Annotated in this window: 24 protein-coding genes; 15 read left to right on the forward strand and 9 right to left on the reverse strand. The window is 71.2% G+C overall.

Translation table 11 applies throughout. The features are described from left to right. The first annotated feature begins 1 nt into the window (after position 1). From pgfA to ACQSSQ_RS08280, 6 genes are all read left to right on the forward strand, one after another. Positions 2-1039 (forward strand): cell envelope lipid trafficking protein PgfA, encoded by a 1038-nt coding sequence (pgfA, locus tag ACQSSQ_RS08255; RefSeq protein WP_431326552.1) that lies wholly within the window; start codon positions 2-4, stop codon positions 1037-1039. A gap of 58 nt (positions 1040-1097) precedes the next feature. Beyond that, complete coding sequence (locus tag ACQSSQ_RS08260) at positions 1098-2402, forward strand: M18 family aminopeptidase (protein WP_431326553.1); 1305 nt, start codon at positions 1098-1100, stop codon at positions 2400-2402. A gap of 260 nt (positions 2403-2662) precedes the next feature. Continuing rightward, on the forward strand, positions 2663-4153 hold the full coding sequence (gene rpsA, locus ACQSSQ_RS08265) for a 30S ribosomal protein S1 (protein ID WP_431326554.1): 1491 nt from the start codon (positions 2663-2665) through the stop codon (positions 4151-4153). Positions 4154-4244: 91 nt separating this feature from the next. Next, positions 4245-5021, forward strand: a complete 777-nt coding sequence (locus ACQSSQ_RS08270; RefSeq protein ID WP_431326555.1) for a lipoate--protein ligase family protein — start codon at positions 4245-4247, stop codon at positions 5019-5021. Then, a complete protein-coding gene (gene coaE / locus ACQSSQ_RS08275; protein ID WP_431326556.1) occupies positions 5018-5629 on the forward strand; it encodes a dephospho-CoA kinase in 612 nt (203 codons plus the stop codon). Before ACQSSQ_RS08270 ends, coaE begins: the two co-directional genes overlap by 4 nt. A 56-nt stretch (positions 5630-5685) precedes the next feature. After that, a complete protein-coding gene (locus ACQSSQ_RS08280) occupies positions 5686-6051 on the forward strand; it encodes a hypothetical protein (protein WP_431326557.1) in 366 nt (121 codons plus the stop codon). Between the two features lie 122 nt (positions 6052-6173). Here the strand turns inward: ACQSSQ_RS08280 and ACQSSQ_RS08285 are convergent, their stop codons facing one another. The 4 genes from ACQSSQ_RS08285 to ACQSSQ_RS08300 all read right to left on the reverse strand — a co-directional run bounded on the left by ACQSSQ_RS08285 (position 6174) and on the right by ACQSSQ_RS08300 (position 11428). Next, positions 6174-7070 (reverse strand): sigma-70 family RNA polymerase sigma factor, encoded by an 897-nt coding sequence (locus ACQSSQ_RS08285; protein WP_431326789.1) that lies wholly within the window; start codon positions 7068-7070, stop codon positions 6174-6176. A 210-nt stretch (positions 7071-7280) separates the two neighbouring features. After that, the gene (locus ACQSSQ_RS08290; RefSeq protein WP_431326558.1) at positions 7281-7826 is read right to left on the reverse strand and encodes a dihydrofolate reductase family protein; all 546 of its coding nucleotides are present in this window, start codon (positions 7824-7826) and stop codon (positions 7281-7283) included. Between the two features lie 78 nt (positions 7827-7904). After that, positions 7905-10052, reverse strand: coding sequence for a S9 family peptidase (locus tag ACQSSQ_RS08295; RefSeq protein WP_431326559.1), 2148 nt, complete (start codon positions 10050-10052; stop codon positions 7905-7907). Continuing rightward, entirely contained in the window at positions 10049-11428 is a 1380-nt protein-coding gene (locus tag ACQSSQ_RS08300; RefSeq protein WP_431326560.1) for a DNA polymerase IV, read from the reverse strand. Before ACQSSQ_RS08300 ends, ACQSSQ_RS08295 begins: the two co-directional genes overlap by 4 nt. Positions 11429-11587: 159 nt before the next feature. Between ACQSSQ_RS08300 and ACQSSQ_RS08305 the strand changes: the two genes are divergently transcribed. Both ACQSSQ_RS08305 and ACQSSQ_RS08310 read left to right on the forward strand, forming a co-directional pair. After that, a complete protein-coding gene (locus ACQSSQ_RS08305) occupies positions 11588-12634 on the forward strand; it encodes a DUF4192 domain-containing protein (protein ID WP_431326561.1) in 1047 nt (348 codons plus the stop codon). 44 nt (positions 12635-12678) lie between these two features. Beyond that, positions 12679-14151, forward strand: coding sequence for a glutamate-cysteine ligase family protein (locus tag ACQSSQ_RS08310; protein ID WP_431326562.1), 1473 nt, complete (start codon positions 12679-12681; stop codon positions 14149-14151). Here the strand turns inward: ACQSSQ_RS08310 and ACQSSQ_RS08315 are convergent. Beyond that, the gene (locus ACQSSQ_RS08315; protein ID WP_431326563.1) at positions 14103-14615 is read right to left on the reverse strand and encodes a hypothetical protein; all 513 of its coding nucleotides are present in this window, start codon (positions 14613-14615) and stop codon (positions 14103-14105) included. The two genes, ACQSSQ_RS08310 and ACQSSQ_RS08315, sit on opposite strands and share 49 nt — an antisense overlap. A gap of 146 nt (positions 14616-14761) precedes the next feature. Between ACQSSQ_RS08315 and ACQSSQ_RS08320 the strand changes: the two genes are divergently transcribed. Next, entirely contained in the window at positions 14762-15160 is a 399-nt protein-coding gene (locus ACQSSQ_RS08320) for a universal stress protein (protein ID WP_431326564.1), read from the forward strand. 211 nt (positions 15161-15371) lie between these two features. Next, entirely contained in the window at positions 15372-16661 is a 1290-nt protein-coding gene (locus ACQSSQ_RS08325; protein ID WP_431326565.1) for an RNA polymerase sigma factor, read from the forward strand. A gap of 135 nt (positions 16662-16796) precedes the next feature. Here ACQSSQ_RS08325 and ACQSSQ_RS08330 read toward each other — a convergent pair whose 3' ends face one another. After that, the gene (locus ACQSSQ_RS08330; RefSeq protein ID WP_431326566.1) at positions 16797-18164 is read right to left on the reverse strand and encodes a phytase; all 1368 of its coding nucleotides are present in this window, start codon (positions 18162-18164) and stop codon (positions 16797-16799) included. A gap of 145 nt (positions 18165-18309) precedes the next feature. Between ACQSSQ_RS08330 and ACQSSQ_RS08335 the strand changes: the two genes are divergently transcribed. After that, positions 18310-18918 (forward strand): rhomboid family intramembrane serine protease, encoded by a 609-nt coding sequence (locus ACQSSQ_RS08335; protein WP_431326567.1) that lies wholly within the window; start codon positions 18310-18312, stop codon positions 18916-18918. On the opposite strand, the gene ACQSSQ_RS08340 is transcribed toward ACQSSQ_RS08335, so the two are convergent. Beyond that, positions 18912-19598, reverse strand: coding sequence for a TetR/AcrR family transcriptional regulator (locus tag ACQSSQ_RS08340; RefSeq protein ID WP_431326568.1), 687 nt, complete (start codon positions 19596-19598; stop codon positions 18912-18914). The genes ACQSSQ_RS08335 and ACQSSQ_RS08340 overlap by 7 nt on opposite strands. A gap of 109 nt (positions 19599-19707) precedes the next feature. Here ACQSSQ_RS08340 and ACQSSQ_RS08345 point away from each other — a divergent pair, with 109 nt between their 5' ends. Next, complete coding sequence (locus ACQSSQ_RS08345; RefSeq protein WP_431326569.1) at positions 19708-20436, forward strand: DUF981 family protein; 729 nt, start codon at positions 19708-19710, stop codon at positions 20434-20436. A gap of 131 nt (positions 20437-20567) precedes the next feature. Here ACQSSQ_RS08345 and ACQSSQ_RS08350 read toward each other — a convergent pair whose 3' ends face one another. Next, entirely contained in the window at positions 20568-22025 is a 1458-nt protein-coding gene (locus tag ACQSSQ_RS08350; RefSeq protein ID WP_431326570.1) for an HNH endonuclease signature motif containing protein, read from the reverse strand. Between the two features lie 52 nt (positions 22026-22077). Continuing rightward, positions 22078-22560: a DUF456 domain-containing protein gene (locus ACQSSQ_RS08355; protein ID WP_431326571.1), complete on the reverse strand. Its 483-nt coding sequence runs from the start codon at positions 22558-22560 to the stop codon at positions 22078-22080. A gap of 93 nt (positions 22561-22653) precedes the next feature. Here ACQSSQ_RS08355 and ACQSSQ_RS08360 point away from each other — a divergent pair, with 93 nt between their 5' ends. The 3 genes from ACQSSQ_RS08360 (at position 22654) to ACQSSQ_RS08370 (ending at position 25952) form a co-directional block, all read left to right on the forward strand. Beyond that, positions 22654-23415: a hypothetical protein gene (locus tag ACQSSQ_RS08360; RefSeq protein WP_431326572.1), complete on the forward strand. Its 762-nt coding sequence runs from the start codon at positions 22654-22656 to the stop codon at positions 23413-23415. Further along, positions 23412-23759, forward strand: coding sequence for a hypothetical protein (locus ACQSSQ_RS08365; RefSeq protein ID WP_431326573.1), 348 nt, complete (start codon positions 23412-23414; stop codon positions 23757-23759). The genes ACQSSQ_RS08360 and ACQSSQ_RS08365 overlap by 4 nt, the downstream gene beginning before the upstream one ends. Positions 23760-23960: 201 nt before the next feature. Then, positions 23961-25952, forward strand: coding sequence for a PQQ-binding-like beta-propeller repeat protein (locus ACQSSQ_RS08370; protein ID WP_431326574.1), 1992 nt, complete (start codon positions 23961-23963; stop codon positions 25950-25952). Positions 25953-25966: the final 14 nt, after the last annotated feature.

The raw sequence follows: 25966 nt of genomic DNA on the forward strand, positions 1-25966 counted from the left end.
CGTGGGCAAGAAGACCGGGTTCGCCGCCGTCATCATCGGCGCGTTCCTCCTGGTGCTGGCCATCCTGGCCAAGACGTACGCGTACGACCAGCTGGCCGTCGTGCCGCTCGACCAGGTCTCGGAGACGGTCTCCAAGACCGCGGAGGGCGACGACGCCACCTACCTGAACGTGGCTGCTCCCGGCGGCCCGGCCATCGAGACCGGCCCGCTCGAGTCGCGGCGCCAGGTCGTCGGCCAGGTCGAGGCGAGCAAGGACGCCAGCGACGAGCTGGACGAGGACCTCGCGGTGTGGGACACCTTCTCCTACACGGCCCCTCCCGGCACCCCCGCCGACCAGGCGCTGAGCGGGACGCGCGACGTCGTCCCGTTCGACCGCCACACCGGCGAGACGGTCCGTTGGGCCGGCGCCAAGACGGAGAGCAACGGCGTCGAGATCGAGCCGTTCAGCTTCTTCGGCAACTACTTCAAGTTCCCGTTCAACACCCAGAAGGACGCGGTCGACTTCTGGGACGGCTCGCTCAAGAAGGCGGTGCCGGCGGAGTACGAGGGCACCGACGAGCTCGAGGGCCTGTCGGTCTACAAGTTCGTCCAGACGATCGAGCCGACCAAGATCGCGGAACAGCCCGTCCCGGGCAGCCTCGTCGGAGAGCCGGGCACGCCGACCGTCGTCGCCGACCGCATGTACTCCAACGTCCGCACCCTGTGGGTCGAGCCGGAGACCGGCGTCATCATCAAGGGCCAGGAGGAGCAGCTCGCGACGCTCGACGTCGAGGGTGAGGTCAAGGCGACGATCACCGACGCCAAGCTGGGCTACGACGACGAGACCGTCAAGGCGACCGTCGACGAGTACAAGACCAAGGCCTCGCTCCTCGGCATGGTGCGCACCACCATCCCGCTGGTCGGCGGGATCCTCGGTGGACTGCTCATCATCGGCGGTGCGATCCTCCTGCTCCGCGGGCGCCGCAGCGACGGCGCGACGCCGAAGCACGCGTCGACCGACTCCGACTCGCCGGCAGAGTCGACGGCCACGAGGGCCTGATCGCATCACGCCGCGTAGCCGGGCTGGCCTGACCGACAGCCTGGCTACGATGGCGTCGATGTCGACGACGAGCTTCGCCCCCAGCCCACGCGACGAGCGCGCACAGGATCTGTGCGCGCTCGTCGACGCTTCTCCGAGCCCCTTCCACCTCTGCGCGGAGGTGGCGCGCCGACTGCGTGCCGCCGGCTTCGCCGAGGTTCGCGAGACCGAGCCCTGGCCGACGGATCAGGGCCGCTACTTCCTGGTCCGTGGCGGCTCGGTGGTTGCGTGGTCCACGGAGTCCGCGACCGGTCCCGGGTCGGCGTTCCGCATCGTCGGTGGTCACACCGACTCGCCGAACCTCCGCGTCAAGCAGCACCACGACCGCACCAGCGCGGGATGGGAGACCCTCGCGCTGCAGCCGTACGGCGGGCCGCTGCTCAACTCCTGGCTCGACCGCGAGCTCGGCCTCTCCGGCCGGGTCACCGTCCGCCGCGACCGACGTGCGGAGCAGCTCCTCGTCCGTATCGACGAGCCCGTGCTGACCGTCCCGCAGCTGGCGATCCACCTCTCGGAGGACCGCAAGGGCGTCACCCTCGACCCGCAGCGCCACCTCGACGCGGTGTACGGGGTGGGGGAGGGCGCCGACCTCCTGGCCGACGTCGCCGAGCGGCTCGACGTGGAGCGTGACGCGCTCCTCGGGTGGGAGCTGATGACCCACGACCTGGTGCCGAGCCGCGTCTTCGGACGGAACGACGACCTGCTGGCCGCGCCGCGGCTGGACAACCAGACGACCTGCTGGGCGGGGACGAGGGCGCTCCTCGACGTCGTCGAGCGGGCGACCGAGGGTGTCGTGCCCGTCCTGGTGCTGTTCGACCACGAGGAGGTCGGCTCCACCTCCGACCGCGGCGCCGAGTCGGACCTGCTGGTCACCGTGCTCGAGCGGATCGTCCTGTCCGCCGGCGGCTCGCGGGACGACTACCACCGCGCGGTGGCGGGATCGGTGGTCGCGTCGGGCGACATGGCCCACGCGACGCACCCGAACTACGCCGACCGCCACGAGCCGTACCACCGGATCGTGCCCAACGGCGGTCCCGTCCTCAAGGTCCACCCCAACCTCCGCTACGCCACCGACGCCACCGGGACCGCCGCGTTCGCGCTCGCCTGCGAGCAGGCCGGCGTCCCGCTCCAGCGCTACGAGCACCGAGCCGACCTCCCGTGCGGGTCCACGGTCGGCCCCATGACCGCCGCCCGCACCGGCATCACGACCGTGGACGTCGGGGCTCCGCAGCTGGCGATGCACGCCGCCCGCGAGCTGATGGGCGCGAGCGACCCGGGGATGTACGCCGACGCGCTGGCCGCATTCCTCGCCCCGGCGCGCTAGCCGTCGGCGCAAGGGACCGACCCGCTCGATGACCCACGGCGGGGGGTGTGGTAGCCCGCGTTGACCGTGCGACGAGCCACCCCGTACCCTAGATGTGCGTTGTGGACTCGTACGGCCCCAGACCGAGCGGGTTCGTGCTCGCCCGTGTTCGGCCCCTGCTCAGCGACGATGTCGCACCTCAGCAGTCACCAGCACGCAGCGATCCAGGGTTCGCACCGTTCCGGCACGACTTCTATCCACCCATCGGAGCTCAATCCCATATGACGAGCAGCATCCAGGCAGCACCCGCGCCGCAGGTCGCTATCAACGACATCGGCACCGAGGAGGACTTCCTCGCAGCGGTCGACAAGACCATCAAGTACTTCAACGACGGTGACATCGTCGACGGCACCATCGTCAAGGTCGATCGGGACGAGGTCCTCCTCGACATCGGCTACAAGACCGAAGGTGTCATCCCCTCTCGGGAGCTGTCCATCAAGCACGACGTCGACCCCCACGAGGTCGTCTCGGTCGGCGACGCCGTCGAGGCCCTCGTCCTCCAGAAGGAGGACAAGGAGGGACGTCTGATCCTCTCGAAGAAGCGGGCGCAGTACGAGCGCGCCTGGGGCGACATCGAGAAGATCAAGGAGGAGGACGGCGTCGTCGAGGGCACCGTCATCGAGGTCGTCAAGGGCGGCCTGATCCTCGACATCGGGCTCCGCGGCTTCCTTCCCGCCTCGCTCGTCGAGATGCGGCGCGTCCGCGACCTGGCCCCGTACGTCGGTCAGAAGCTCGAGGCCAAGATCATCGAGCTCGACAAGAACCGCAACAACGTGGTCCTGTCCCGCCGTGCGTGGCTCGAGCAGACCCAGTCCGAGGTCCGCCAGAACTTCCTCACGCAGCTCCAGAAGGGCCAGATCCGCAAGGGTGTCGTGTCCTCCATCGTCAACTTCGGTGCGTTCGTCGATCTCGGCGGCGTGGACGGCCTCGTGCACGTCTCGGAGCTGTCGTGGAAGCACATCGACCACCCGAGCGAGGTCGTGCAGGTCGGCGACGAGGTCACGGTCGAGGTCCTGGACGTCGACATGGACCGCGAGCGCGTCTCGCTGTCGCTGAAGGCGACCCAGGAGGATCCGTGGCAGCACTTCGCCCGGACCCACCAGATCGGCCAGATCGTGCCGGGCAAGGTCACCAAGCTCGTCCCGTTCGGCGCGTTCGTCCGCGTCGAGGAGGGCATCGAGGGCCTGGTGCACATCTCCGAGCTGGCTGAGCGCCACGTGGAGATCCCCGAGCAGGTCGTCCAGGTCGGCGACTCGGTGATGGTGAAGATCATCGACATCGACCTCGAGCGTCGTCGCATCTCGCTGTCGCTGAAGCAGGCCAACGAGACCGAGGTCGCGCAGGACGCCGACGAGTTCGACCCCACGCTGTACGGCATGGCGTCGTCCTACGACGCGCAGGGCAACTACATCTACCCCGAGGGCTTCGACCCGGAGACCGGCGAGTGGCGCGAGGGGTACGACGAGCAGCGCGAGACCTGGGAGCGGCAGTACGCCGAGGCCCACGCCCGCTGGGAGGCCCACAAGAAGCAGATCGCGGACGCCGAGGTCGCGGCGCGCGAGGCCGGTCAGACCACGGGCGGGTCGTACTCGTCCGGCGGCTCGACGTCCTCGTCGTCCACCTCGCAGGACACCGGTCGTTCGACCGGCGGTGCTCTCGCCTCGGACGAGGCGCTGCAGGCGCTGCGCGACAAGCTCACCGGCGGCGAGTGACCACCCGTTCCCGCTGACGCGCTGCACGAGGCCCCTGCCCACTTGGGCGGGGGCCTCGTCGTGTCCCCGGACCGATAGGTAGCCTTTCCCCGTGCGCTTCATCCTCGACCCCAAGCCGGTCGACCCCGACCCCGTCGCCGATGTCGCGACTGCGCACGCGCTGCTTCGCCAGGCGTCGGCCGGCGAGATAGGTCCGACGGTGCGGATCAGCGTCCCGGGCACGCCGACGGCGGCGTTCGGTCGCTCGGACGTCCGGCGCCCTGGCTTCGCGTCGGCCGCCGCGGCGTGCCGCGCGCTCGGCTTCGCACCGATCGTCCGAGGCGCGGGCGGCCGGGTCGCGGCGTACACCGACAAGGCCCTCGTGATCGACCACGTGAGCCCGGACCCCGATCCCGGGACGGGCATGCGGGACCGGTTCCGCGACTACGGGGCGTTGCTCACGTCGGTGCTGGTGGATCTCGGGATCGACGCGCGGGTCGGCGCCGTGCCGGGGGAGTACTGCCCGGGGGAGTACAGCATCAACGCGCGCGGCGTCACCAAGCTGGTCGGCACGGCGCAGCGCGTGGTGCGGGGCGCGTGGCTGTTCAGCGCGATCATCGTGCTCGGCGACGGTCCCACGCTGCGTGCAGCCCTCCCGGTGGTGCACAACCGGCTGGAGCTTCCGTTCCAGCGGAGGTCGGTCGGCTCGGTGTTCGAGGAGGTGCCCGGGCTGGACGTGGACACGGTGGCGAGCACCCTGCTCCGGGCGTACGACCGCATGACCGCTGTCGAGGTGGTCCCGCTCGACGACGCGACGCGAGACCGTGCGGAGCAGCTGAAGGCCGACCACCGCGTCGCGCGCGACGTCGAGACGCGGCGGCCCGCGTGACACGGGTCGGACTGACCGGCGGGATCGGCGCCGGCAAGAGCGCGGTCACGGCGCTGCTGCGCGACCGCGGCGCCGTCGTGGTCGACGCGGACGTGCTGTCGCGCGAGGTCGTCGAGCCCGGCACCCCCGGGCTCGCCGCTGTCGTCGAGCGCTTCGGCGACCAGGTCCTCGGGCCGGACGGACGCCTGGACCGCCCGGCGCTGGGCGCGCTGGTCTTCGCCGACGCCGCCGCCCGACGCGATCTCGAAGGCATCATCCACCCCCTCGTACGCGCCCGCGCCGTCGAGCTGGAGGCGGCTGCCGGACCGGACGCCGTCGTGGTCCACGACGTGCCCCTGCTGGTGGAGACCGGACAGGCAGGGCGCTACGACGTCGTCGTGGTGGTCGACGCACCGGTGGACGTGCAGATCGAACGGCTGGTCTCGCAGCGCGGCATGACGCGGGCGGAGGCTGAGAGCCGGATCGGGGCGCAGGCCTCGCGCGACGAGCGCCTGGCGGCCGCCGACGTGGTCATCGACAACACCGGCTCGCTCGACGACCTCGAGCGTGAGGTCGATCGCCTGTGGGCCCGGCTGTCGAGCGGTGAGGCGGTCACACCCGGCGGCTAGCCTCGTGGGGCCTGCTTCGGGTGGCGGTGCCTGGCGGCTCGGGGTCTCGTGGAGGCATGACCGTCACACGATTCCAGGACCTGCCGCTGGCCGACCGTGACCGAGAGTGGGACGGAGCCGCGGCAGAGAAGCGGGTCCGCACCTGGGCGGGAGCGGAGGACGGGCCCAACGCGAAGTACCGGGACGCCCACCTCTGGTACGACGGAGACGCCCCGGACAACTTCACGTCCTACAAGCTTCTGGTGGCCGACGTCGTGGACGGACGCCTCCGCGCGGTGCCGCGGGGCATCATCGCTGCCGCCGGCGTTCTCGACGGCGCTCGGGGAGGCGTCGACATCCCGTCCGACGAGGCCGACCGCGCAAAGGCGCACCTCGCGCACTACTACGAGAAGATGGGCGACCAGCCGCCCTGGGAGGCCTGACGGCGCCGCGGCCCGACGTGCGTGCCGTGCACGGGAGATCAGACGACGACGGGCCGGTGCCCTCGACCTCGTCGGTCGAAGGGCACCGGCCCGTTCGTCGTCCCTTGCTCGCTGCGCCCCCGTCAGGCGGCGAGATCGGGATCGGCGATCTTGCGCAGGCGCTGGATCGCCTCCCGCTCGAGCTGGCGAACCCGCTCGGCGGAGATCCCGTGGCGCTTGCCGATGTCGGCAAGCTTGTGCTGACGGCCGTCAAGCAGGCCGTACCGGCAGCGGATGATGTCGGCCTCACGCTCGCCGAGGTGCTCCACCAGGCCCGACAGCCGGTCGCGCGACTCGGTGTCGAGGACCGCGTGGTCCGGGCCGGGCTGCGTCTCGCGGGCGACCAGGTCGCCGAGCGACGTGTCGCCGTCCTCGTCCACGGGGGAGTCGAGGCTGACGTGGTCGCGGCCCCACGAGATCAGGTCGAGCACGCGGTCGACCTCCATGCCCAGCTCCTCGGCGATCTCCGCCGGGTCGGGCTCGTAGCCGAGCTTGCGCTCCAGGTTGCGGCGCGCCGCACCGACCTGGTTGAGCTCCTCGACGACGTGGACGGGGAGGCGCACGACGCGGCCCTGCTGGGCGATGCCGCGGGTGATGGCCTGCCGGACCCACCACGTCGCGTACGTCGAGAACTTGAAGCCCTTGGCGTAGTCGAACTTCTCGACCGCACGGATGAGGCCCGTGTTGCCCTCCTGGACCAGGTCCAGCAGCGGCATCTGCGAGCGGCCGTACTTGCGGGCGATGGAGACGACCAGACGCAGGTTGGCGGTGATGAACTCGTCGAGAGCGCGGTCGCCCTCGGCGACCATCCACTCGAGCTCCTCCTGGGTGGCGGACTTGGGGGCGCCACCCTTCTTGCGCCCGACGCGCCCCTCGGCGAGGAGGCTCTTGGCGAAGAGTCCGGCTTCGATGGCCTTGCTCAGCTCGACCTCCCGAGCGGCGTCGAGCAGCGGAGTGCGCGAGATCTCGTCGAGGTACATCCCGACGCTGTCTCGTCCCTCGACGCGCTCGCGCACCTGAGTCGTTGCTGTCGTCACAAAGACCAGCTCCTTCGGATCGTTCTGGGTTCGATGGGTTTAACGCCATCGGCCGCCGGTCGATTCCGTCCGGCACTGGAAAAGACGAACGGAGCGTGCTAAAGGTGCCGGTCTCAGGTGTTTCTTAGCCCAGATCACATGTTTCGCGGGAAATCAGGGCTTCTTGACCTCCAGACGGGCCAGCACGAACGGGGCGTCGTGACGAACCTCACGCAGCTCCAGGTCAATGCGTCGAGGAAGCAGCGGCATCCCGGAACCGAGGGTCACGGGCGCGTAGGACACCTCGATCTCGTCCAGCAGGCCCGCGTCGGCCAGCTGCCCGGCGAGATCACCGCCGCCGACGACCCAGACGTCCTTGTCGCCGGCCGCCGCGACCATCTCCGCGTGGACAGCAGCGACGTCGCCCTGGGCGAAGCGGATGTCGGCTCCCGGCACGGCAGGCAGGTCACGGTGGGTCATGACCCAGGACGGCGTCGGGTAGGGCCACTTCTCCGGGTTCGTGAGGAGATCCTCGTTGTCGAGCAGCCACTGATAGGTGCTCGCCCCCATCAGCTGCGCCCCGAACCGCGTCGTGAGGCCCTCCATCTCGCCCTGCAGCTGCTCCGACACCGGTTGAGACAGCAGCCAGTCGAGCGAGTGGTCGGAGGTGGCCAGGAAACCGTCGAGGCTGCTCGCCGTGTAGTAGATCGTCCGCGTCATGCCGTCATCCTGCCGCGGCGGACTGACAGAGTCGTTCGACCGCACGCTCGTCCGGACGGCGGTGACGCGCAGGCTCGCTCAACCGGCGGCAGGCACGTGCGGCGCTCCTGCGGTGTCGATGATCCACGCGAGCTCGTACGCGCGCTCGCGCCACGACTCGTACCGTCCGCTCACGCCACCGTGCCCTGCGCTCATCTCCGTCTTGAGGATCACGTCCGCCTCGGCCATGGCGCGGAGCCGCGCCACCCACTTCGCGGGCTCGACGTAGAGCACGCGGGTGTCGTTGAGGCTCGTGATGGCGAGGATCTTGGGATAGGCCTGCGCCGTGACGTTCTCGTAGGGCGTGTAGGACTTCATGTAGGCGTAGACCTCGGGGTCGTGCAGCGGGTCGCCCCACTCGTCCCACTCGATCACCGTCAAGGGGAGCGAGGGGTCCAGGATCGAGGTCAGCGCGTCGACGAACGGGACGACGGCGAGGATGCCCGCGAAGTCGGCGGGTGCGTCGTTGGCGACGGCGCCCATCAGCAGACCTCCGGCGGAGCCGCCCTCCGCGACGAGACGCTCGTGCGAGGTCCACTGCTCGTCGACGAGGTGGCGCGCGCAGTCGACGAAGTCGGTGAAGGTGTTCTTCTTGTGGAGCAGGCGGCCGTCCTCGTACCAGCCGCGCCCCATCTCGCCGCCACCGCGCACGTGCGCGACGGCGAAGACGATGCCGCGGTCCAGGAGGGGCAGCCGGGTCACGCGGAAGGCGGGATCCATGCTGGACTCGTACGCGCCGTAGCCGTAGAGGAGCGCCGGAGCGCTGCCGTCGCGGACCACACCCTTGCGCGCGACGACCGAGATCGGCACGCGTGCGCCGTCGCGCGCGGTCGCCCAGACGCGGTGCTGCTCGTACGCGTCGGGGTCGTAGCCGCCGAGCACGGGCTGCTGCTTGCGCAGGATCAGCTCCTCGGACGCGACGACGTAGTCGTACACGGTCTCGGGCGTGACGAACGACGTGTAGCCGAGCCGGACCAGGGGCTGGTCCCACTCGGGGTTGGAGCCGACACCGCTGGTGAACAGCGGCTCGTCGAAGGAGATCGCGGCAGGCTCGCCGAGCGGGGCGCCGGGCCCCGCCTCGGGGTCGAGCCGGACGATCGCGACCTGGCTGAGCGCGTCGCGGCGCAGGCTGACCGCGACGAAGCCGGCGAACGCGTCGACGTCCTCGAGGCGGGTGTCGTCGCGGTGCGGGATCTCCGTACGCCAGTGCTCGGGCCCCGGCGTGGCGACCGGGGCGCTGGCGAGGGTGAAGTTGACCGCGCCGTCGTTGTGCAGCACGAGGAAGCGGTCCTCGCCGCCCATCACGACGTGCTCGATCGAGTACTCGACGCCCTCGCGGCGCGGAGCCACCACGCGGAAGTCGCCGGTGGGGTCGGTGGCGTCGAGGACCCGCACCTCGGTCGTGATCTTGGACCCGGAGGCGATCACGAGGAACCGGTCGCTGCGGGTGGCTCCGACGCCGGTGAAGTAGCGCTCGTCGGTCTCGTGGAAGACCAGCTCGTCGGCCTCGGCAGGGGTGCCGATCGTGTGCCGCCACACCTTGTCGGGACGCCATGCGTCGTCGACGGTCGAGTAGTAGAGGTGGCCCGCGTCGAAGGACCACGTCGCGCCGTACGACACGTCGGTGACCTCGTCGTCGAGCAGGTCGCCCGACCGCAGGTCCTTGACGCGCAGCGTGAACCGCTCGTCGCCCGCGGTGTCCACCGAGTAGGCGAGCAGGGAGCCGTCGCGGCTCACGGTGAGCGCCCCGAGGGCGAAGTAGTCGTGCCCCTCGGCCTCGGCGTTGCCGTCGAGCAGCACCTCCTCGCCCTCGACCGGGGTCGCGGAGTCGAGCTCGGGCGGCGTCCAGTCGTCCGGGCCGGCGACGGGGCAGCGGCAGTGGACGGCGTACTCGCGGCCCTCGAAGGTGCGCGCGTAGTACCACCAGGAGCCGCGGCGCACCGGCACCGACAGGTCGGTCTCCAGGACGCGGGACTTGATCTCGTCGAAGAGGCGGTCGCGCAGGGACGCGAGGTGCTCGGTGCGCTCGGCCGCGTACGCGTTCTCCGCCTCGAGGTAGGCACGGGTCTCCGCTGCGTCCTTGTCGCGGAGCCACTCGTAGTCGTCGACGACCTCGTCGCCGTGGTGGACCCTGACCTGCGGATGACGCGGCGCGACGGGCGGCCGCGGACCGGAAGACGTGCTCATGGCTCGACCGTACCGGGTCGCAGTGACGGGTCGTCCGCGTCGAACGTCCGGACCGGACCTGGCCCGGTGTCCCGGGTCTCGAAGCGCACCGTGACGCGGCCCAGCCCCGATCCCCACACCCAGCCGGGACCGTGCTCGTCGTGCACGACGTCGGCTCCGGGCGACCAGCGCGGACGGTCCCGGAGCGGACGGGGGACGGCACCGGCGGTGGGGACCGCGGAGACGTCGGAGGCGAGGGCGGCCGCACCGGTCCCCGGGGCGGCCGCCGCCGCGAGCTCCTCGTCGTCGGGCGTCTCGGCGTCGGCGACGAAGAGGTCGTCCTGCACCCAGTCCGCCATGCCGGAGACGCCGACGCCCAGCAGCCGGATGCCGGAGGACGTGTCGATCTCCGCGAGCAGCCCGGTCGCCGTCCGCGCGATGACGCGCGCGTCGTCGGTCGGGCCGGCGAGCGTCGCCGACCGGGTGTGGGTCTCGAAGTCGTGGTGGCGGATCTTGAGCGTGACCGTGCGGCCGGACATGCCGTTGCCGCGCAGCCGCTCCGAGACCCGGCGGCTCATCGTCGTGGCCACGTCGGCGAGCACGCGGGGGTCGGTGATGTCGGTCTCGAAGGTGTCCTCGACGCTGAGCGACTTGGTCTCGCGCTCGGCCACGACCTCGCGGTGGTCCTCGCCGCGGGCGAGCGCGTGCAACGAGGTGCCGTACGCGGTGCCGAGCAGCGACGTGAGCTCCGGGAGGTCGAGCGCGCGCAGCTCGGCGACGGTGTGGACGCCGATCCTCCGTAGTCGCTCGGCGGTGACGGGGCCGACGCCGGGGATCGTCCGGACGCCCAGCGGGTCCAGCGTGGTCAGCTCCGTGCCGGGCGCGATGACGTGGAGCCCGTCGGGCTTGGCCAGCTCGCTCGCGATCTTGGCGAGGAACTTCGAGGACGCGACGCCGACCGACGCCGTGAGGCCTCCGGTGCGCTCGGCGACGTCGGCGCGGACCCGCTCGGCGAGCGCGGTGACCCCGTCGAGGTCGAGGTGCCGCGACTCCTCCCCGGCGGCCAGGTCGACGAACGCCTCGTCGAGCGAGAGGGGCTCGACCAGCGGGGAGACCTCCCGCAGGCGCCCCATCACGATGCGGCTCGCCGCACGGTAGGCGTCGAAGCGCCCCGAGAGGTACGCCGCGTGCGGGCAGCGCGCCCGCGCCTCGGCGGTCCGCATGGCCGAGCGCACCCCGAAGACCCGTGCCTCGTACGACGCGGTGGACACGACGCCACGGTGGCCGAGACCGCCGACGACGACGGGCTTGCCGCGCAGCGACGGCTTGTCGCGCTGCTCGACGGCGGCGAAGAACGCGTCGAGGTCGAGGTGGAGGATGGTGGCCTGGCGGCGCATGGGTCCCATTCTGTCCTCGGGCGCGGACGTGCCCGGCGCCAGGCACCGCGGGTGGCACGCGGACCGGCGTGCCTGGTCGTCCACAGGGGCTGCCGGACGTTCGTCCACAGGCGGCCGATCGCGTGTCCCGGGCGCACGCGGAGGACCCACCCTCCCGGCATGACCGACGTGATGCGTGCCCGCACCCTGTCCGACCTGATCGCCGTGGTCCCGGTTCTGCTCGGATTCCACCCCCATGACTCGTTGGTGGCCGTGTGCCTCGACGGTCCCTCCTGCCGCGCCGGGTTCCGGTTGCGCGTGGACCTCCCGCCGGTGGAGCACGTGGAGGACGCGGCCGAGCAGCTCGTCGGCTACCTGCTGCTGCAGGAGCCCGACGCCGTCGCGCTCGTGGCGTACGCCGACGCGCACCGCGACGAGGACGCGCGCCGGCTCGCCGACGCGATGACCCAACGGCTGCGCGACCACGACGTGCTCGTCACGGACGCGGTCCGCTTCGACGGCGCACGCTACTTCTCCTACTCATGCGAGGATCCGTCGTGCTGCTCGCCGGAGGGCGTCCCGTGCGACGTCCGGACCTCGCCGCTGCTCGCCGAGGCGGTGTTCCGCGGGGTCGAGGTCCTGCCCGACCGCGACGGCCTCGTCCGCCGGTTCGCCCCGGTCGCCGGTCTGCTCCGCGCCGAGGCGGAGCGGGCGACCGCGGTGGAGGCCTCCGCGCTCGGGCGGCGACGGCTTCCCGGGCGGACCCAGCGCGACCCCGAGCTCCTCCAGCGGGGGCTCGACCGGGTCCGGCCGGTCGTCGACGCGTGGCTGTCGGCGGCGGACGCCGTGGCCGGCACCGGGCCCGCCCTGTCCGCAGCCGACAAGGCAGCGCTGTCGGTCTGGACGTCGCTCGTCGTGGTCCGCGACGTGCTCTGGGCAGGGATCACGCGCGACAACGCGCTCGAGAGCCTCGCGCTGTGGCGCGAGGTGGCCGTCAGCGCGGTGCGGCCCTTCGAGGCGGCGCCGTTGACGCTCGCCGCGTTCGCGGCATGGCTGGCCGGAGACGGGGCACAGGCACAGTGCGCTCTGGACCGGGTCCGCGAGGTTGCCCCGCGCTACTCGATGGCGGGGCTGGTGCAGACCGCGCTGAGCGGGTGCCTCGATCCCGCTCACTGGGAGGGCATGAGCACCGACGACATTCTGCGGACGGTGCCCGGCCTCTCTTAGTGTGGGGGTCGTCCGGACGCGACGACCACGCCGAGGAGGATGGCATGGGTCAAGAGGTCGACGAGCAGGTCTTCACCCGTGAGGACCGCACCGCGTTCCGGGAGAAGATCCGGCGGAGCCTGGACGTCTTCTCCCGCATGCTGCGCGACACGCGCTTCGACGCGTCGCGTCCGATGACCGGCGTCGAGATCGAGCTCAACCTCGTCGACGACGACGGCAACCCGGCGCTGCGCAATGAGGACGTCCTCACGGCGATCGCCGACGAGGACTTCCAGACCGAGCTCGGCCAGTTCAACATCGAGATCAACATCGATCCGCGCGCGCTCGACGGCGACGGGCTCAGGCACTACGAGGACACGATCCGCGACGATCTCAACCACGCGGAGGAGCGCGCACGGTCGGTCGACGCGCACCTGCTGATGATCGGGATCATGCCGACCCTCAAGGCCGGGCACATGACGCCGGCCACGATCTCGGCCAACCCTCGCTACGCCCTGCTCTCGGAGCAGGTCCTCGCGGCGCGGGGCGAGGACATCGCGATCTCGATCTCGGGGGAGGAGCGGCTCTCGACCACGTCGGAGTCGATCATGCCGGAGGCGGCCTGCACCAGCGTGCAGCTCCACCTCCAGGTCGGGCCGCCGGAGTTCGCGTCGTACTGGAACGCGTCCCAGGCCATCGCGTCCACCCAGCTCTCGCTCGGCGCCAACTCGCCGTTCCTGCTCGGCAAGCAGCTGTGGCACGAGACCCGGATCCCGCTCTTCGAGCAGGCGACCGACACCCGGTCCGAGGAGCTGAAGGCCCAGGGCGTCCGCCCGCGGGTGTGGTTCGGCGAGCGGTGGATCACCTCGATCTTCGACCTGTTCGAGGAGAACGTCCGCTACTTCCCTGCCCTGCTGCCGGTCCTCGACGACGAGGACCCGGAGGCCGTGCTCGCCGCCGGCGACCCGCCGTCGCTGTCCGAGCTGCGGCTGCACAACGGCACGATCTACCGGTGGAACCGTCCGATCTACGACGTGATCGGCGACCGCCCGCACCTGCGGGTCGAGAACCGCGTCCTGCCCGCAGGGCCGACGGTGGTCGACACGGTCGCGAACGCGGCGTACTACTTCGGGCTGGTCCGTGCGCTGGTCGACGCCGACCGTCCGCTGTGGACGCAGATGTCCTTCAGCGCCGCCGAGGAGAACTTCACGACCGCGGCCAAGGACGGCATCGGCGCGTCGATCTACTGGCCGGGGATCGGCACCGTCGGCGTCACCGAGCTCGTCCTGCGGCGCCTCCTGCCGATGGCCGCCGACGGTCTCGACTCGCTGGGGGTCGATCCCGCCGACCGCGACAAGTACCTCGGGATCATCGAGCAGCGGTGCCTCACCGGCCGCAACGGTGCGACCTGGCAGGTCGAGCGCTTCCGCACGCTGTACGAGCGGGCCGGCACCGACCGGGCGGAGGCGCTGCGGGCGATGACGCAGGACTACCGGGAGCGGATGCACTCCAACGAGCCGGTCCACACCTGGGACTGAGACGCCGGACGCCGCACCTGGCGCCTGCCCACCGTGCCGTCGGGGAGGCTCATCCACCCGGCGCGGGTGACGACCAGGAACGCGGCGGGCTCGCCGCGCGACCACGCCCGCCAGGCTGCGTACCAGGCGAGGTCGGCCTTCCTCGCCTCCGGTCGTCCCGTGCGCTCCCAGACCAGCATCGGCGCGCGGTGTCCCTCGCCGGGGCGGAGCGCCGCCGCGAGCCGCTCCACGACGTCGGCGCGCATCCACCCGTCGAGGCGCCGCGCGGCCCGTGCCGGCGAGGTCCACTGGCCGGCCAACGACGCGCGCGCGGCGTCGTACGTCCAGACCGACAGGCGCGGGTCGCCGTCCGGCGGGACGGCCCGCCGGACCCAGCGGTCCACGAGCCCGGCGACGAGTCGCGCGGCGGCGGCCGGAGGCATGCCGGCCAACGACTCGGGAACGGGGGAGGGGCGCAGGGTCATGGCTCCAGAGTGGGTCCTCGAGGTGGCGTGCGGACGAGGATGTCCACACACCGCGCCCGGGTTTTCGTCGCGCAGGGTGGGCCAGGTGTCGAGCGGCGCCGATCAGGGATACTGTCGGATCACCGTCGCAGCTATGGAGGTCGAGGATGGGCACGATCGTCGTGGGTTACGTCCCCAAGCCGGAGGGCCGTGCGGCTCTCGCGCGGGCCGTGGAGGAGGCGAAGCTTCGAGGCTCACACCTCGTCGTGGTCAACTCCCACCGTGGTGGTCGTGACTTCGACGACGAGGACGCCGTCCAGACCGAGGAGCAGCTCAAGGAGGTCCGCGAGCAGCTCGCCGACTCCGGCGTCGACGCCGAGGTCCGCCAGCTCGTGCGCGGCATGGACCCGGCAGACGACCTGATCAAGGTTGCCGACGAGTCCGGCGCCGACTTCATCATCATCGGGCTGCGCCGGAGGTCCCCGGTCGGCAAGCTCATCCTGGGCAGCAACGCCCAGCGCGTGCTTCTCGACGCCACCTGCCCGGTCCTCGCCGTCAAGGCCTGACGACGGGTCGTGGCGTCTCGCCGACGCCCCTCACGTAGGGTTCAAAAGTCGCGTTTCGGTCACGGTCCGCTTTCCTGGGCCAGGCGGTTCGTGGTTCGCCCCGAGCGCGTGGCACACTGGACGATGCCGCGGTTGACGGGAGGCCGGTTGACCGCGCCCTCGAACGCCTGCAGCGACCTTCGTGGTCCGAGCACCCCTAGGGAGTCACCTCGTGGTTTCAGCGCCCGATAGTCGAGCACGCAAGACGGTCGTCGCGGAGGCAGCAGCCGCCCGGACCTCGGTGAAGGCCTCGACCTCCCAGAGCGCGACCAAGAAGCCAGCAGCCAAGAAGGCTGCGCCGGCCAAGAAGGCCGCGGCGAAGAAGGCGCCCGCGAAGAAGACCGCGGCCAAGAAGACCGGCGAGGTCGACGTCACGGCCGGCGCGATCATCGTCGACGAGAACGGCAAGAAGGTCCTCCCGGACATCTCCGACTCGGAGTTCGAGAAGGATCTGAAGAACGATCCGACTCTCAAGGAGGACGAGGCGTCGGGCTTCACGATCTCGGCCGCCGACGACACCGACGAGCCGGAGCAGCAGGTCACCGTCGCCGGTGCGACCGCCGACCCGGTCAAGGACTACCTCAAGCAGATCGGCAAGGTCTCCCTGCTCAACGCCGGCCAGGAGGTCGAGCTGGCGAAGCGGATCGAGGCCGGCCTGTTCGCCGAGGAGAAGCTCGCCTCGGGCGGCAAGCTGTCCGACTCGGTGCGCGAGGAGCTCGAGTGGATCGTCGAGGACGGCCGCCGCGCCAAGAACCACCTCCTCGAGGCCAACCTCCGACTGGTCGTCTCGCTGGCCAAGCGCTACACCGGCCGCGGGATGCTGTTCCTGGACCTGATCCAGGAGGGCAACCTGGGCCTGATCCGTGCGGTCGAGAAGTTCGACTACACCAAGGGCTTCAAGTTCTCGACCTACGCGACGTGGTGGATCCGTCAGGCGATCACCCGCGCGATGGCCGACCAGGCCCGCACGATCCGCATCCCGGTCCACATGGTCGAGGTCATCAACAAGCTCGCCCGTGTCCAGCGCCAGATGCTGCAGGACCTGGGTCGCGAGCCCACTCCGGAGGAGCTCGCCAAGGAGCTCGACATGACCCCGGAGAAGGTCGTCGAGGTCCAGAAGTACGGCCGTGAGCCGATCAGCCTCCACACGCCGCTGGGCGAGGACGGCGACTCCGAGTTCGGCGACCTCATCGAGGACTCCGAGGCGATCGTCCCGGCCGACGCCGTCTCGTTCACGCTCCTGCAGGAGCAGCTCCACGCGGTCCTCGACACGCTCTCGGAGCGCGAGGCCGGCGTGGTCTCGATGCGCTTCGGTCTCACCGATGGGCAGCCCAAGACGCTCGACGAGATCGGCAAGGTCTACGGCGTCACGCGCGAGCGGATCCGCCAGATCGAGTCCAAGACGATGAGCAAGCTGCGTCACCCGTCGCGCTCGCAGGTGCTGCGGGACTACCTCGACTGAGCGCCGCCTCTGACACCGGCGACGAGCGCCGCGTACGGATCTCCGTACGCGGCGCTCGTGCGTCGCGGGACTGACGCGCGCGCGGAGCTGGGGCGGTTCTGGCTCCGGCGCGGCGGGTCCAGCCTGCCTGGCGTGTCAGCGCCCGACCTGCGACCAGTCGAGCAGCTTGAAGTTGGTCCCGACGCGCTCCTCGCCATCATCGCCGAGCGACGACGGCGCCTCCTCGCCGTCGTGGACGACGAGCAGACCGCGCGGGAACTCCCGTCCGAGCGGCGTCGTCACGACCGCGGCGCCGTCGCTGTGCTGGACGCCGTCGGTGCGCGTCGAGTCGGCGACCGCGAACGTGCTCAGGTGCTTCCAGCGGTGCCCGATCCGGAAGGTCGAGAAGGTGCTGTCGCCCTGGCTCGAGGCCACCAGCGTCAGCGCCCCGTCGCGCCCGTACGCGATCGTCAGGCCCTCCGCGTCTGCGGTGAGGTGGTGCCCGCTCGAGGGAGAGCTCCCGGTGACCGTGCACTCCTCGGTCTCCGGGTCGTACGTCGCGGGCGCGCCGAACTCGCGTACCCGCTCGACGAGCGTCGGGGTGCCCAGCGCCTTGCGGCCCAGGGGGATCCGCCAGATGCCGACGTCCTCCTGCGCGGCGTACAGGACGTCGTTGCGCACGTCCACGACCATCCCTTCGACCTGCGGGTCCTCGCCCGGCTCGCCGCACGGCGTCCAGGTGCCGCCCTCGTCGCGCCGGAACGTCGACGGGAGGGCGAGGTCGTCCACCGGGGCGTAGGAGACGGTTCCCTCCGCGGTGACGACGAGCCGGAAGAGGCCGAGGGTCGTCCGGTGGCGCTGGCTCACGACGACGTACGGCAGTCCGCCGGCGGGATCGGGTCGTACCGCCAGGCCGTAGCCGGTCGCCTGCTCCTCCACCGCCGCCTCGTCCGGCGCGAACAGTCGCGGAGCCGACGGGTCGGTGATGTCCCGCAGGACCGGGCGGCGGTCAGCGTTCGCGCCGCGCGCTCCGCTCGTACGAGGGCGGTCGGCGGAGCCGTCGATCGCGTAGAACCGCAGCCGGTCGCGCCCGCGGTCGGTGACCACGGCGACGTCGGTCGTCGCGCCGCGGAGCCTGACGCCCGCGGCGATGTCGACGTTGTTGAAGCGGCTCGACTCCAGGCCCTCGGCGGGGGCGGCGGGCGCGGCGACGTGCTGGACGAGGCGGCCGCGGAGGTCGTACGCGTCGAGGCCGCCGTTCTTGAGCGTGCCGAGGACGAGGCTGCGGGACCGGTCCTTCGGCGCGACCCAGATCGCGGGGTCGTCGGCGTCGGCGTTGCCGCCAGCGTCGTCGTCGAAGGCGGTCGGCGTCTCGGCGGTGGCGACGACGGCGCGGGGCGCGCCGACGGTGGGGGCGGGGGAGGCGGACGCCGGGAAGGCCGCGGCGCTGCAGACGGCGCCGAGGACCGCGGCCGTCGCGAGCGCCGCGGTCGCGCGTCGGGGTCGGGCGTGGAGGTGAACCACGTGAGGCTCCTGGGTTCGGGGACGTGGGCGGGTCAACCCTGGTGGCGCAGGGCGACGCGACGGTGTCCGGGACGTGGCCGGCGGGTGGCGGGTCGGTGACGTCGGACCGCAGACCGGTCTTGTCGTACGTCGATACGCTGAGGGCATGTCCACGACGAGCACGCCGGCCCGTCGGTCGTACCTGGGCCCCGCGATCCCGGTGCTCGTCCTGCTCGGCGTCATGTGGCTGCTGGAGCTCTTCGACGCGCTGCCCGGGGTCTTCCTGGACCAGCACGGCATCCGCCCCCGCGACACCGACGGGTTGTACGGAGTCGTGGCCGCCCCGTTCCTGCACGGCGGCTTCGACCACCTGATCGCCAACAGCACCGCGTTCCTCGTGCTGGGCATCCTGCTCGCGTACACGGCGCGGTCGCGCTTCTGGCCTGCGACGTTCGGCATCGTGCTCATCGGCGGGCTCGGGACGTGGCTCATCGGTGCGCCGTACACGGTCCACATCGGAGCCAGCGGGCTGATCTACGGCTACGCCGCGTTCCTCGTGGTGTGGGGCATCGTCACCCGCCGCCTGGTCGCGGTCCTCGTCGCGGTCGTGGTCGCGGTGATGTACGGCGGGATCGTCGGCGGCATCCTCCCGGGCCAGGCCGGCATCTCGTGGGAAGGGCACCTGATGGGTGCGCTCGCGGGCGTCGTGATGGCCTGGTGGCTGGGACGACGCGACAACCGCGAGCGGTCGCGGCGTCGTACGAGCACCTACTGAGGCGCGGCGTCCTGAGGCGCGGCGTCGCCCTGCGGTTCGTCCGCGTCTCCCTCGGGCCGGTGCTGCGACGCGGTGCCTTCGCGCTCGCGGTCGAGCAGCGTGAGCATGCGCGCGACGGTGCGTGACGCGTCGTCGAGGACGTGGTCGCTGCCGCGGCCGCGGGCGTACAGGAGTGCGGCGTCGACCACCTGCGCGAGCAGGTCGAGATCGTCGGTCGACGGCTCGGGGTGCTCGCTGCGGGTGATCACGGTCGCGAGCGCCCGCAGGAGGCGAGGGCGCGAGGCGGCCATCGTGTCGCGGAGGTCGGAGCTGCGCTGGGCGGCGAGCATCGGCTCGAGGCGGAGGGCGACGACGTCGTCGGCGACGTGAGGCGCGTACGCGACCTCGATGAGGAGCCGGGCGACCTCCGGCGCCTCTCGGAACCGCGGCTCGAGAGCGTCGGCACGGTCCTGCGCCGCGGTCGTGCGCTGGTGCTCCGCGGCCTCGACGGCGGCGGCGTACAGCTGGTCGCGCGAGTCGAAGTAGTACGAGGCGGTGCCCGCGGGGAGGCCGGCCGCCTTGGCGACGCCACGGAACGTGATCGCGTCCGGGCCCTCGTCGATGAGCAGTGATCCCGCGGCCTCCCGCAGTGTGTCGAGCCGCGCTGCGCTGCGGCTCTGGCGCGGCGCTCGTGCCGCCATCGGACCCTCCTGACGTCGTCCTGTCCTGCGTGGAATACCGTAGCGAGGCTCGAAGTTAATACGAGCGTATAAGTTTTCTCCTCGCACGTGTGGAAAGGGATGACGCGAGATGGTCCTCGCAGAGGGACTCAAGATCGACTGGGCGACGATGCCCACGTACAACACGATCATGGCCGTCGCGGTCGGCGCCGGTCTGATCGGACTGGTCTGGCTGGCGCGAGACTTCCTGAAGGATCCGGCCAGCATCAGCCCGTCGGGATGGGCGCTGAACTTCGGCGCGCTCGGCACGATCCTCACGATCACCGGCGCCCACATGACCCTGACGTGGCCGCTTGCGGCCGGCGGCTTCCCGTTCGACAACATCATCTTCGGCGAGACGAGCCTCGGCTTCGGCGTGCTGCTGCTGTTCGCGGCTCTCGGGCTCTGGCGTCGCGGTGAGGCGATCCTCGCGGCGGAGAACCCGCGCGAGGCCGTCAAGGCGCTGGTCAAGCCGATCGGCGTGTTCGTCTTCGGTCTGGGCCTCGGGCTGATCGCGATCGCGGTGGCCGGCATCAAGTACCAGCTGTTCGCCGCCCCGGCCGAGGAGCCGATCTCTGGCGCGTTCGCCGACTACCCGATGGTGGAGGCGACCTTCATGTCCGGGCTCATCGCCCTCGTCGGCATCGGCGCGGTGCTGTTCCCGTTCGCGATCAACCGGTTGAGCCGTGGCGTGCGTGCCGGCCGAGACTGGGTCGTCTCTGTCACCGGCTGGGTGTGGGGGATCGCGGGCGTCGCCTTCCTGCTGTTCGGGGCGATGAACTTCTTCACCCACATCGGGCTGATCGTCAACACGATGTGAGTCCCGTGAACCGCGGTGCCGTCTGAACGCCGTGCCGCACCTCGAAGCGCCTGTCCCGGATCCGGGCGGGCGCTTCGTCGTACGACGTGCGATCGCGAGGGTGTGCACCAGCTCGTTGCGGCTGCACCAGCTCATTGCCGGGTCGGTCGGTGCTCGCGGATCAGGTCGTGGAGGTGCGTCTCGACCGAGCTGAGCTCGATGCGTGGCCGTCGGTAGGCGATGAAGGCGGGCCCGCGACCGTCGCGGTGGTGGCGGCGGGCGGTGTAGGCGTGACCGGTCGGGGTGGTCCACGTGATCGTGTCGGGAACGCTGTCCGTGTCGTCGTCGGGGGCGCCGGCCGCCACGGAGGTGCGTACGGTCCAGCCCGGCGCTTCCTTCGCGAGGTTGTCGTGACGGCAGAGGCCTTGTGCATTGCCTCGCGAGGTGGCACCACCGCCGCTGTGGCGTGCGACGTGGTCGATGTCGGTGATGTCGCAGTCGCAGTAGGGGCGGAGGCACTGGCCGTCGGTCGCCCGGATCAACCGCGCGATCCGGGCCGGGAACCGCCTCCGGCGCTCGTCAGCGTCCCGCGGATCGCCGCGGTCGTCGGTGAAGAGCCGACGGATCCAGGTCGCGTCCCCGCCCGCGAGCCGACGGCACAGTGCAGCCGGGATCGGGCCGTAGCCGTCCAGGACGCCGGGGGTGTCCTCGGTGCCGAACAGCGTCTCCGGCCGCATGAGCAGACCGATCTCAGCGGCGATCCGCGTCGATGCACCGTCGGCCGTGTCGACCTGGACGCCCGTCAGGCCCTCGATCGCGAGATCGGCGGCGAGCTGCCGGGTGGTCCTGCCGAGGGCTTGGGTCCCGGCTGACTTCAGAGCGAACGTGTCGGTGTGGAGGCGCCGCCATGCGCCGACGATCTGCTCCGCCGGTCCGCGGACCGTGAGCTCGGCCATCGCGTCCGGCAGGCGGCGTAGCCGGACGTGGCGCGTCGCCCGCGCGGCCTCGGCGCGGGCTGCGCCGGCCTCGGCGTCGAGCGCCAGGACGTGGCGTCGTGCGGTGGCTGAGGCTTCTCTGACGGACATGCCCGGCAGGCTCGCCGCCACGAGCTCGTCGACGCGACGTCGCAGCCGACGGTCGAGCGCGGCCGTCTCCGTGCACACGGCCGCAGCCGCCGTGGCGCTGATGGCGCCGTCGCGGAGGAGGGCGTGCGTCAGCGGGTGCTCGCGCAGCGCGACAGAAGTCTCGATCGTGTGCGCTGCCGCAGCGTTGCCGACACCGCGAGCCAGGCCGACCTCGGCACGAAGCGAGCGTGCGTGAACGCGGCGGCTGGTCGCGTCCTGGTCGGGGCCTGTGGAGGTCCTCCGTTGCTCGAGTGAGGACACGGCGTCGTGCTGGATCCCTTGAGCCGCCCTCACCACCGCCTCGCAGGCCTTGGCGACCTCGATCTCGCCTGCACCCGCGGCCAGGTGCGCCTCCTGCGCGGAGCCGATCCGGACCCGGGCGCCCGAGACGGCCTCCTCGACGCGCAGGCGGAGCGCGGCGAGCAGCGCCTCGGCGATGCCGCCGTCCGCGGGCCCGTGGGGTGACGGAGCCTCGATATCGATCATGTGTTCGACAATATCGGTTCGCACCGACACCGCGGTTCGAGCGTCCACAGGCTCAGACGAGGACGACCCCGACTCCCCAGAGCGTCGTCGAGACGAGGCCGCCCGCGAGCTCGATCAGGATGGAGAGGCCAGCGGCCTTCATCGCGTGCTTCGTCGCCGTCCACGCCGCGCTGTGGATGCGGAGACGGTTGAGCTCCCACGCGTACACGCCGAGCACGAAGCCCACGAACAACCCCACGAACGGGATCACGAAGAACCCGACGACACCGAGAACGCCGCCCGCGAGCATCGCCTTGCCCGGCACTCCGGCGTCCTTGAGCCGCTTGCCCGGGACCGCGTACTGGACCACGAGCGTCAGCGCGTAGACGCCGGTCGCGAGACCGAAGACGACCCACCCTGTCGGCTCGCCGACCGCGATCGCCCACACGCCGATCGCGGCCCAGATGAGGAGCGAGCCGGGCAGGATCGGCACGATGATCCCCGCGAGCCCAACGAGGATCGCGAGACCGACGAGGACGGTGCCGAGGGTTCCCATGAGGGAAGGGTGCCAGATCACCGGGTGCGGTCACCGTGCCGCGTGACCCCCCGGTCTGCTTTCATTCTCGCCATCGTCGTTCGAGGAGGATCGATGGCACTGATCACGCGTGGCCGGGCGGCTGCGGTCGGAGCCGCTCTCGCGTCGGTGGTCCTCACGGGGACCCCTGTCGCCGGGGCTTCTGCAGATGTGACGCCACCTGACGTGCCATGGGCCACGGACGGGCAGCGGCACACGCTCGCTTCCACCCAGCTCTTCAGCTGGGTGACGTCCGACCTCGAGTCGAACGTCGCGTCGTACGACGTGCGCTACTCGGTGAGTGCGCAGACCGCGTCGCGCATGTCCCAGCGCTGGCGGAGCACCCCGGCGCTCGCACGTACGACAGCGCGGACGGTACGGCTGCGCGTGCCACGCGGAAAGATCGTCTGCGTGCAGGCCCGGGCGTACGACGACGCTGGCAACGTGTCCGCGTGGGGCAACGTCGGCTGCACCGCACGGGCGTACGACGACCGGCAGGTGCTGCGCAAGGGGACCGTGAAGAAGGTGCGCGACCGGCGCTACTACGGGGGTGTCGCCTCCCGGCTGAAGGGCGAGGGACGCCTCGTCCTGAGAGGGGTCGAGGCTGGGTCCGCGGTGTACGTCGTCTACAAGCAGACGCGAAAGATGGGAGCGGGTCTCCTCTACCCGCGCGGAGACACCCGCTACGTGTTCGGTGAGCGTGGACCGGCGACGTTCAAGGCGGTCTGGTTCTTCCACGATCCGGTTGAGCGATCGGGGAGATTGAGGGTCCTGGCGTCAGCCCCGGGCTCGATCGTGATCGACGGCGTGGCGGTCGTGCCTCGCTGGGCGTGGTGACACGCCGACTCCCTCTCGCCGTCCTGGTCGCGGTTGCGACCCTCGTGCTCGGTGGGTGCGGCCACTCCTGGGACTGGAAGCAAGCCGACCTCGATCGCAACCGCCTCAACCTCGGGCTCTTCCGGGGTGCTGACACGGGGGAGAAGCTCGGCTCCTGGGTCCGCGTGGGAGAGGTCGTGGACTCGAAGGGCTCGCGCAGCAGCGACGACCTCGAGGTGGTGGTGCGGTACGAGCGCGAGGTGGGCGAGCCGTTCGGCACCCCCGGGACGGAGCGGGTCTGCTACCGCTTCACGCCGGCCACGGACGGGGCCGAGGTGGACTTCGGTCGTACGGACTGCCCCTGAGCCGGGTAGATCGTAAGGGCTTCCCAGGATCGTTGTGGTGCGCTATAAAACACTCCTGGTGTCACGCTCCCGCGTGCCGACGAACACGCCTAGAGGAGCTGTTGGGTGACCAACTTGTCGCGGCGATTGGCCGTTGCCGTCGCGTCCATGCTGTCTTCGGTGCTTCTCGCTGGTGCGGTGGTGATGTCGACGCCTTTGCCTGTGGCAGCTGATGGGCAAGACCCCCTGCCCGACGAGAACTGGTGGACGTGGACCTCCCGAGAGCTGTCACCGGTCGGCGCTGACCTGGTCTACGGTGAGCGTTCCCTCGACGCGGCTGGGGACACCGTCGTCGCGACGTGGCGCTCGCGGGACGTCCACCGCATCGCCGTTTCACAAGACCGCGGTCGGACCCTCAGCCAGCTGCAGCTGACCGACGAGGTCTGGACGACGCTCGGCGACGCCGCGATCGCTGACGACGCGGTCCTCGTCGCCGGCCGGACTGGGCGTCCCCGGCTCGTCCGCGCGGCGTTCGACGGAGCGCGCCAGGATGTGCTGCCGGATGTCTTCGCCTCCGAACTGGGGCTTCCCGCAGTCACCGCCGACGGCGACCGGGTCGTCGTCGCAGGGCGGGCCGCCGACCAGGTTGTCGTTCTCACAAGCCGCGACGGCGCGCGATCGTGGACCGAGGAGCTCAGGTTCACACCCGCGGCCCGCGCCGGGCGACTCGTCGTCGACACCCGCGCCGGCACGAGCGCACTCGCGACCACCGAGCGCGACGCGACTACGGGCGAGTGGCGGCAGGTTGCCTACGTCTCCGCCGATGGCGCGCCGTGGACGCGGCACGACCTGGGCCCGACGCGGCAGGCGTCGCAGCTCGACGTCGCGGTGCGGGGCGATGGCGCGGTTGCCGTCGCATCGGCACAGCCGGACGGCATCCGAACGCGCCGGATGATGGTCTCCTCGACCAACGGCGGAGCGACGTGGTCGGCCGAGACGATCTCGCAGGACGGGCTGGGCGCGGACCGAGAGGGGCTGCCGGTGGCGCTCTCCGCGGACGAGTCGTCGTGGGTGTACGTCGAGCGGACGTTCGAGAACGTCTACCGCAAGGACATCGGCGGCAGGTGGGCGACGCTGCGCCTCACCGATCCCACCGACCTTGCTTGGTACTACGAGGATGCGCCGGTCGCCGCCTCGGGCGGCGAGGTCTATCTCCTGAACCGGACGCGCCTGGTGCACGGAACGTCGTACGAACCGAAACTCAGGATCGACGTGACCCGGCGTCCCTCCGTCGTCCGTGCCGGCTCTCCGGTGTCGATCCGTTGGAGGATGACCGGCGTCGACCCGTCGAGCGTCCGTTTGGAGTGCTGGACGGTCGAAGGTCTGGTCCGGTACGTCGCATGTCCGCACCTCGGAGGAGGCGTCTACGGCTTCGACGGGCGCGCGGGGGAGAGCCTTCACGTCGACCTCGTCCGTCGCGATGCGTGGGACGGCTCCATCATCGCGGGGACGACGATCCGGTGGGAGGTCGACTCCTTCGGGCCAGGCGTCGGCTTTCCCGGCGGTCACGAGTCTCTGCGGCTCGTGACTGGTGAGCGAGTGCGCTTCCGGTGGAAGGCCACCGACGACACGAGGGTGACGCGCGTCGACGTGCGAGTGCGGCGGGGTCTCTCGCACGCGCGGCGACCCGCCTGGACGAACCGGACACCCAAGTACGGCAACGGGCCGATGTCCCTCGACCTTCGTCTGGCACGAGGGACGACTGCTTGCGTCCAGGTCCGCCCGCACGATGCGGTCGGACGTGTCGGGAGCTGGAGCGACGCCGGGTGCGCTTCGCGGGCCTACGGAAGGAAGGCGACTAAGGTCTCCGGGCCTGCGGCACGTCTACGCGGCCGGCGTTTCGCCGACGGATGGGCGGTGGAGCTGCGAGCCGACGCCGCGCTGCGCGTGCCGGCCGGAAGGGGTAGCCGCGTCGCGCTCGTCGTCACCGAGAAGCCCCGCCCGGAGACGATTTTCGTCAAGCTCCCGGGGAGGAGGGCGAGCGAGCTCTACGACGTCGAACGCGAGCGAGGCACGCGCTACGGCGTGATCACCGACGTTTCGAGGATGACCGCGAAGTCGCGCGGGCGTGTCCGGGTCGCCGTGAACTCGATCGTCGGCCGGGCGGTCGTCGAAGGGATCATCGTCGTACCAGCCTGGGCCAACGTCACCTGAACGCCCTGACATGA

The organism is Mumia spirodelae (genome assembly GCF_050632745.1).
Taxonomy (GTDB): Bacteria; Actinomycetota; Actinomycetes; order Propionibacteriales; family Nocardioidaceae; genus Mumia.

Coding starts and splice junctions, on each gene's coding strand:
- ACQSSQ_RS08340 (WP_431326568.1), bottom strand. CDS start 19,598: ATGGCGGCACGAGCGCCGCGCCAGAGCCGCAGCGCAGCGCGGCTCGAC.
- ACQSSQ_RS08290 (WP_431326558.1), bottom strand. CDS start 7,826: ATGACGCGGACGATCTACTACACGGCGAGCAGCCTCGACGGTTTCCTG.
- ACQSSQ_RS08300 (WP_431326560.1), bottom strand. CDS start 11,428: ATGCGCCGCCAGGCCACCATCCTCCACCTCGACCTCGACGCGTTCTTC.
- ACQSSQ_RS08285 (WP_431326789.1), bottom strand. CDS start 7,070: ATGTACCTCGACGAGATCTCGCGCACTCCGCTGCTCGACGCCGCTCGG.
- ACQSSQ_RS08320 (WP_431326564.1), top strand. CDS start 14,762: ATGGGCACGATCGTCGTGGGTTACGTCCCCAAGCCGGAGGGCCGTGCG.
- ACQSSQ_RS08310 (WP_431326562.1), top strand. CDS start 12,679: ATGGGTCAAGAGGTCGACGAGCAGGTCTTCACCCGTGAGGACCGCACC.
- ACQSSQ_RS08315 (WP_431326563.1), bottom strand. CDS start 14,615: ATGACCCTGCGCCCCTCCCCCGTTCCCGAGTCGTTGGCCGGCATGCCT.
- ACQSSQ_RS08345 (WP_431326569.1), top strand. CDS start 19,708: ATGGTCCTCGCAGAGGGACTCAAGATCGACTGGGCGACGATGCCCACG.
- ACQSSQ_RS08305 (WP_431326561.1), top strand. CDS start 11,588: ATGACCGACGTGATGCGTGCCCGCACCCTGTCCGACCTGATCGCCGTG.
- ACQSSQ_RS08350 (WP_431326570.1), bottom strand. CDS start 22,025: ATGATCGATATCGAGGCTCCGTCACCCCACGGGCCCGCGGACGGCGGC.
- ACQSSQ_RS08335 (WP_431326567.1), top strand. CDS start 18,310: ATGTCCACGACGAGCACGCCGGCCCGTCGGTCGTACCTGGGCCCCGCG.
- ACQSSQ_RS08280 (WP_431326557.1), top strand. CDS start 5,686: ATGACCGTCACACGATTCCAGGACCTGCCGCTGGCCGACCGTGACCGA.
- ACQSSQ_RS08355 (WP_431326571.1), bottom strand. CDS start 22,560: ATGGGAACCCTCGGCACCGTCCTCGTCGGTCTCGCGATCCTCGTTGGG.
- ACQSSQ_RS08360 (WP_431326572.1), top strand. CDS start 22,654: ATGGCACTGATCACGCGTGGCCGGGCGGCTGCGGTCGGAGCCGCTCTC.
- ACQSSQ_RS08260 (WP_431326553.1), top strand. CDS start 1,098: ATGTCGACGACGAGCTTCGCCCCCAGCCCACGCGACGAGCGCGCACAG.
- rpsA (WP_431326554.1), top strand. CDS start 2,663: ATGACGAGCAGCATCCAGGCAGCACCCGCGCCGCAGGTCGCTATCAAC.
- ACQSSQ_RS08295 (WP_431326559.1), bottom strand. CDS start 10,052: ATGAGCACGTCTTCCGGTCCGCGGCCGCCCGTCGCGCCGCGTCATCCG.